The following is a 6,300-nucleotide window of genomic DNA, read 5'->3' on the forward strand; positions in this document are numbered from 1 at the left end:
AAAGGACAGTCACTGATGAAAATTGCACTTGTGGGTATTGGAAAGATCGCGGTGGACCAGCACGTACCGGCCATCGCGGACAGCGCGGACTGGGACCTGGCAGCAACCGTCAGCCGTCATGGGACGGTCGATGGCGTCGAGACCTTCACCGACATGGCCGAAATGCTCGAGACCAGGTCTGACATTCGCGTTGTGTCGCTGTGCCTGCCGCCGGTGCCCAGGTTCGACTATGCGATGCAGGCACTAAGCGCGGGACGGCATGTGATGCTGGAAAAGCCGCCCGGCGCGACGATTGCCGAATGTCACGCGCTTGAGGCGGCCGCCCGCGAGGCGGGGCTTTCGATCTATGCGACCTGGCATTCGCGCCACGCCGACATGGTGGCCGCTGCCAAGACCTGGCTGGCCGACAAGACGCTGAAGTCGCTGACCGTGACCTGGAAAGAGGATGTGCGCCGCTGGCATCCCGGACAGGCCTGGATCTGGGAACCGGGCGGTTTGGGCGTATTCGATCCGGGCATCAACGCGCTGTCCATCGTGACCGAGATCCTGCCAGACGACATTCACGTGACAAACGCCGAACTGGATGTGCCCGAGAACTGCCAGACGCCGATCGGCGCGCGGATTGCGTTCCACCACCCAAAGGGTGCGCAGGTCAGTGCCGTGTTCGACTGGCGGCAGGATGGCGACCAGACCTGGGAGATCGACGCGGTGACAGATGTAGGCGCGCTCAAGCTTCGCGATGGCGGCGCGGTGATGGAGGTGGACGGCACCCGAACCGGCGACGCCGCTCCGCTGGGGGGCGAATACCCCCGGCTTTACGCCCGCATGGCCCAGCTTGTCCGCAAGGGCGGGATCGACATGGACCTGCGCCCGATGACGCTTGCCACCGATGCGTTGGCACTTGGTCGTCGTATCCCGACCGACCCGTTTCACGACTGAGGCGCCCCGCGCGCCCAAGATTGAAGGATTTTCCATGAAGCACCCACTAACCGGCATTCTGCCCGTGGCCCCGACCCCCTTCCACGACGATGGCTCTGTCGATACTGAAGGCATGACGCGTGTGCTTGATTGCATGATCGACCAAGGCGTCGATGCGATCTGTATCCTGGCAAACTATTCCGAACAGTTCGTGCTGTCTGACGCGGAACGCGCCACGCTCACCAAGGTGTCGCTGGAGCATGCCGCAGGCCGGGTGCCCGTGATCGTCACGGTCAGCCATTTCAGCACGCAGGTTGTTGTTGATCGCGCGCGAGAAGCCGAAGCGATGGGCGCCGCGATGCTGATGATGATGCCGCCTTATCACGGTGTGGGCCTTGTGCCGGCCGAGGCGGGTATCTTTGAACATTTCGCGGCGGTGTCCGATGCGATCTCGATCCCGATCATGGTGCAGGACGCGCCGCTCTCGGGGGTGTCCCTGCCGGTGCCGCTGCTGGTGCGGATGGCGAAAGAGATCGAGAACGTGAGTTACTTCAAGATGGAAACGCCCTTTGCAGCCGACAAACTGGCGGCGCTGATCGAGGCGGGTGGCGACCATATCGTCGGGCCGTTCGACGGCGAAGAAGCGGTGACACTGCTGGCCGATCTGGACGCGGGGTGTACCGGCACGATGACCTCGGCGCTTCAACCCGAGTTGATCAAGCCGATCGTCACGAACTACCTTGCGGGCGATATCGACGCGGCCCTGGCGCAGTGGCGCGACTGTCTGCCGCTGATCAATCACGAGAACCGCCAATGTGGTCTGCGGGCCGCCAAGGTGGTGATGAAGGAAGGGGGTGTGATCGGTTCGGATCATGTGCGACACCCGCTCAAACCGATGTCGGATCGTACCCGCGCAAGGTTGCTGCAAATGGCGACCGAGCGCGACGTGATCGCGTTGCGTTGGGGCAAATAAAGGAGAATTTCGATGGGCTATGAACCGCACGGCAAACATCTGATCGCTGGCGATTGGGTGTCGAACCAGAGCACATTCACCTCGCAACCTGTCGCCAACGATGGACAAGCCTTTTCTGAAGGCGGTGCCGATGAGGTCGATCGTGCCGTCCGTGCTGCCGAAGAGGCGTTCGCGACCTATGGATGGACAAGCCGCGCAGACCGTGCCGCATTACTTGAGGCCATCGCCGAAGAGATTGACGCGCGCGGGGACGACATCACGCGGCTGGGCTGTGCCGAAACCGGCCTGCCCGAAGCGCGACTTCAGGGAGAGCGTGGGCGCACCACCGGTCAGCTGCGCCTCTTCGCGGAGCATATCCGCGACGGTGTGTATCTGGACCGCCGCCATGATGCGGCACTACCCGACAGGCAGCCTCTGCCACGGCCCGATCTGAAGATGGTTCAACGGCCCATCGGCCCGGTTGCCGTATTCGGCGCGTCCAACTTTCCGTTGGCGTTTTCGACGGCCGGTGGAGATACCGCGTCGGAGCTTGCCGCCGGGTGTCCGGTTGTGGTCAAGGGTCACCCCGCCCATCCTGCCACCGGCGAGATCGTGGCTGATGCCATCGCGGCGGCGATTGCGCGCTGCGGCATGCCGGCGGGTACGTTTTCGCTGATCCAGGGCACCAGCCATGAACTGGGCGGTGCGCTTGTTCAGCATCCACTGATCAATGCGGTCGGGTTTACCGGGTCTCTGGGGGCAGGGCGTGCGCTGTTCGACCTCTGCGCCGCGCGGCCTGTTCCGATCCCGTTCTTCGGCGAGCTTGGGTCGGTCAATCCGGTGTTCGTCATGCCGGGCGCACTGGCCCAACGCGGCGCAGAGCTGGGCGCAGCATGGGCCGGGTCTCTGACGATGGGGGTTGGACAGTTCTGCACCAATCCGGGCATCGTCGTCGCACCTGAAGGACCGGAGCTTGATGCCTTTGCCAAGGCTGCAACCGACGCGGTCGAGGCTGCCGGTGAATCGGTGATGCTGACCGACGGAATTGCCGACGCGTTCCGGCGCGGCGTAGCCGAGGTCGGATCGGCAAGCGGTGTGCAGGAGCTTTTGAAATCCACATGTGACCGGCGCAACGCGGCACCGGCGATTTACAAGGTCGATGCGGAAAGCTGGCTTGCCAACGAGGCCTTGGCCGAAGAGGTCTTTGGCCCCTTGGGCATCCTCGTCGCAGCCAGCGGGGCCGAGCAGATGCTGGACGTGGCGCGCAGTCTGCAAGGCCAGCTGACAGCAACCCTTCAGATGGATGATGCCGATATCGACACCGCACGCCCCTTTGTGCCGGTGCTCGAACGCAAGGCCGGGCGCGTTCTGGTCAACGGCTTTCCCACCGGCGTCGAAGTCGCCGATGCCATGGTGCATGGCGGGCCCTATCCCGCCTCGACCAACTTCGGCGCAACGTCGGTCGGCACAATGGCAATCCGCCGCTTCCTGCGGCCGGTCTGCTACCAGAACATGCCTGACCAATTGTTGCCGCGCGACTTGTGCCTTTGAACACAGCCACGCAGATCCACTCCAGGATCAAAGCCTATGCGCAAGACCCGGTGCCGCTGGCCGAAATGTGAAGTCTCTCAAGGGATGAGAGGGCAGTGTTCCGGCTGGTCCGATAATCCGACCCCGTCGCATACAAGGTTTGGTCATAACTCTGCGGGCATTGACGAACACCCTTGAAGGTCCGGCGGAACAAGGGCGGCACTTTTTGGCGATCTGCTGATTTCCTTGACTTAACTGTCATTGCGTTGTCACGTTTGACGACTGACGGTGAAAATAACAAAAATCCAAGGGGGGACGTATGTTCAGGAAAGTTTTCGAAAAAACGCGAATGACAGCGATAGTGGCAACACTGACTGCAACCATGGGAGGCGGACAGGTTGCGGCTCAGGAACAGGTCAGCGTGGTTTGTGTTCTTGCCGAATGGTGCGATGCGATGCGCGCTCCGTTTTTGGAAGCCTCGGGCTATCAGCTTGAATTCCTGAACCTGCGTTCAAATGAAGGGCTGGTTCGCATTCGTGCCGAGGCGTCAAACCCAACCTTTGACGTGTTTTTCGCAGGCACGGGCGATCCGCACTTCGTCGCCTCGCAGGAGGGGTTGACGGAGTATTACGAGTCACCCGTCAAGGCCGATCTGCTGCCGGGGCTCGTGACCGCAGTCAACAATGCCTATCTGCCGCTCTACGCCAATCCAATTGCATTTGTGGTGAACCCGGCTGTTCTCGCTGAAGTTGGCGCGCCGACACCGACATCTTGGAGCGACCTGACGAACCCGGTCTACAAGGGCATGATGGGTATGGCGGATCCCAATTCCTCCGGCACCGCCTATGTCATCATTGCGACGCTGGTTCAGCTTTTCGGCGAAGACAAAGCTTTTGAGCTTCTTGCCGGCATGCACCAGAACATGGCGACATACACACGCTCCGGCTCGGGGTCGCTTGGTCCCGTGGGGCAGGGCGAACTGGGTGTCGGAATTATCTTCATGTCGTCGGCCGTGCGCGAAAAGCAGGCTGGATTCCCGATCGAGATTGTCATGCCCGAGGACGGTACAGGGTACGAAATCAGCGGCGTCAGTCTGATAAAGAACGGCCCGAACCCGGACGGCGGCAAGGCGTTCATCGACTTCGTGCTAAGCCCCGAAGGTCAGAATATTGGCTCCGAGAACGGGCAGATTCAGCCAAAGGCGAACATCAATGCCGCGACAGCCGAAGGCGCACCCAATTTGTCCGAAGTCAAAGTGATCGACTATGATTTTGTCACCTATGGCGATCCCGAACTTCAGGGGCGTTTGATCGCACGCTGGACAAACGAAATTTTCCCGATCCCTCGTTGATTGAGGCATTGATTGTGACCCGGCCTCTTTGGACCGGGTCACCATTTGAATGAAAAGAATATCATGACGGATACCGCCACCCCAGGTGCCCTGCGGGCTGGCCTTAATTCTGGCCCTGCGCCGTTTTGGGCCGGGCTTGCGCTTGCCGCCTATGCTTTTCTGCCAATGGCCCGGACAAATCGCCGGTTCTGGCCGCTTGACTATGACCTGCACCCGATTGCTCTTGGGTTCGGGGCGCATGTCTTGTTGCCAATCGCGGCGCTGATCATCCTTGGGCTCTATCTGTTTGCGCCACTTTCAAGACTGACTCCACGCCAGCGAGGAGATGCGGCTTTCGGCGCGGCGATTATCGGGTGTCTTGGACTGGCAGCGTGGTTGTTTGAAACCTTTACGCCGTTTGGCTGGGGGGCTTTGATCGGGTTCATAGGCCTGATGATTGCGGGAGGCGCAGCCCTGTCTGACAGTGGCAGGATTCGCGCGGATTCCTTTGTCGGGGCCAGCGTCTTGCTGACCATCCTGTTCGTCACCATTTTCATCACCGTGCCGTTGCTTATGGTGATCCGCTCGGCAGTCTGGATCGACGGACAGTTTACACTGGGCCAGGTCTTTGCCACCTTTTCCAGCCCCCTGTTTCTGTTTGTGAGCAATCCCTACACCGAAGTAAGCGAAGCCAGCCGAGTAGGAGTTTTGGCAGCCGTTGGTCTTGCGGCGGGCCTTGTCTGGGGCGTTTATGCAAGCCGACGCGAGACGTCAAAGCGGCGGGCCTGGAAGATCCCGATGTGGCTTGTCATCGGCGGGATTGCCGGTTGGGCACTTGGCATCATGATCTGGGGCAGTGGTGCCTTGCCATCGACGCTTCTGGTTGCGCTTATTGTGGCACCCGGTGCGACGATGCTTGGCTTTGCGCTGGCGCTCTTGGGTCAACGGACACAAAGTGGTTTGGTGCGTGGTGTTCTGGGCGTGGCGAGTGTTCTGCCATTTATCACTCCCCCCTTCGTGATCGGCTTTTCGATGATCTTCCTGTTCGGACGGCGGGGTTTGATCAGCTATGACATTCTTGGAATCTCGCCGTTTGCGAACCCGCTTTACGGTGTCACAGGAGTGGCCATTGCGCAGATCCTTGGGCTGGCACCTGTCGCCTATCTGATCATCCGCGGGTCGCTTAATTCGCTGAACCCGGCGCTGGAAGAAGCGGCGCAAACACTTGGGTCAAGTCGTTGGCGCGTCTTCAAGGACATCACATGGCCACTGGTCCGTCCCGGTATTGCCGCGTCGTTGTTGCTTGCGTCGATTGAATCAATCTCGGATTTCGGAACACCGCTGGTTCTGGGAGGCGACCGCAGCTTTCTTGCCACTGAAGTCTTCATCGCGCTGACCGGACGCTATTCGCAACCCGAAGCCTCGGTCTACGGCGTGGTATTGCTGGTGCTGGTCGGGCTGGTGTTCATCGCAAGCCGTATCATTCTGGGCGTTAAGGGGTTCACCACGGTCACGGGCAAACCGGCATCGGGCACATTCCTGAAACTGCCGCGCAGTTTCGAGGCCGGGT

At 60.7% G+C, this 6,300-nt stretch carries 5 protein-coding genes; all 5 read left to right on the forward strand.

Annotation, left to right across the window (positions count from 1 at the left end):
- The first annotated feature begins 15 nt into the window (after positions 1–15).
- Positions 16–939: a Gfo/Idh/MocA family protein gene (locus ACTIEN_RS21640; RefSeq protein ID WP_439525220.1), complete on the forward strand. Its 924-nt coding sequence runs from the start codon at positions 16–18 to the stop codon at positions 937–939.
- Positions 940–973: 34 nt separating this feature from the next.
- Positions 974–1,891, forward strand: coding sequence for a dihydrodipicolinate synthase family protein (locus tag ACTIEN_RS21645; protein WP_439525221.1), 918 nt, complete (start codon positions 974–976; stop codon positions 1,889–1,891).
- Positions 1,892–1,903: 12 nt separating this feature from the next.
- Positions 1,904–3,421, forward strand: coding sequence for an aldehyde dehydrogenase (NADP(+)) (locus ACTIEN_RS21650; RefSeq protein ID WP_439525222.1), 1,518 nt, complete (start codon positions 1,904–1,906; stop codon positions 3,419–3,421).
- Positions 3,422–3,749: 328 nt separating this feature from the next.
- Positions 3,750–4,751, forward strand: coding sequence for an ABC transporter substrate-binding protein (locus tag ACTIEN_RS21655; RefSeq protein ID WP_439525223.1), 1,002 nt, complete (start codon positions 3,750–3,752; stop codon positions 4,749–4,751).
- A gap of 63 nt (positions 4,752–4,814) precedes the next feature.
- The coding region (locus ACTIEN_RS21660) for an ABC transporter permease (protein ID WP_439525224.1) at positions 4,815–6,300 on the forward strand (1,486 nt) is incomplete at its 3' end.

Origin of the sequence: Marivita sp. (genome assembly GCF_051859345.1) — a bacterium.
In the GTDB taxonomy this organism is placed as follows: Bacteria; Pseudomonadota; Alphaproteobacteria; order Rhodobacterales; family Rhodobacteraceae; genus Marivita.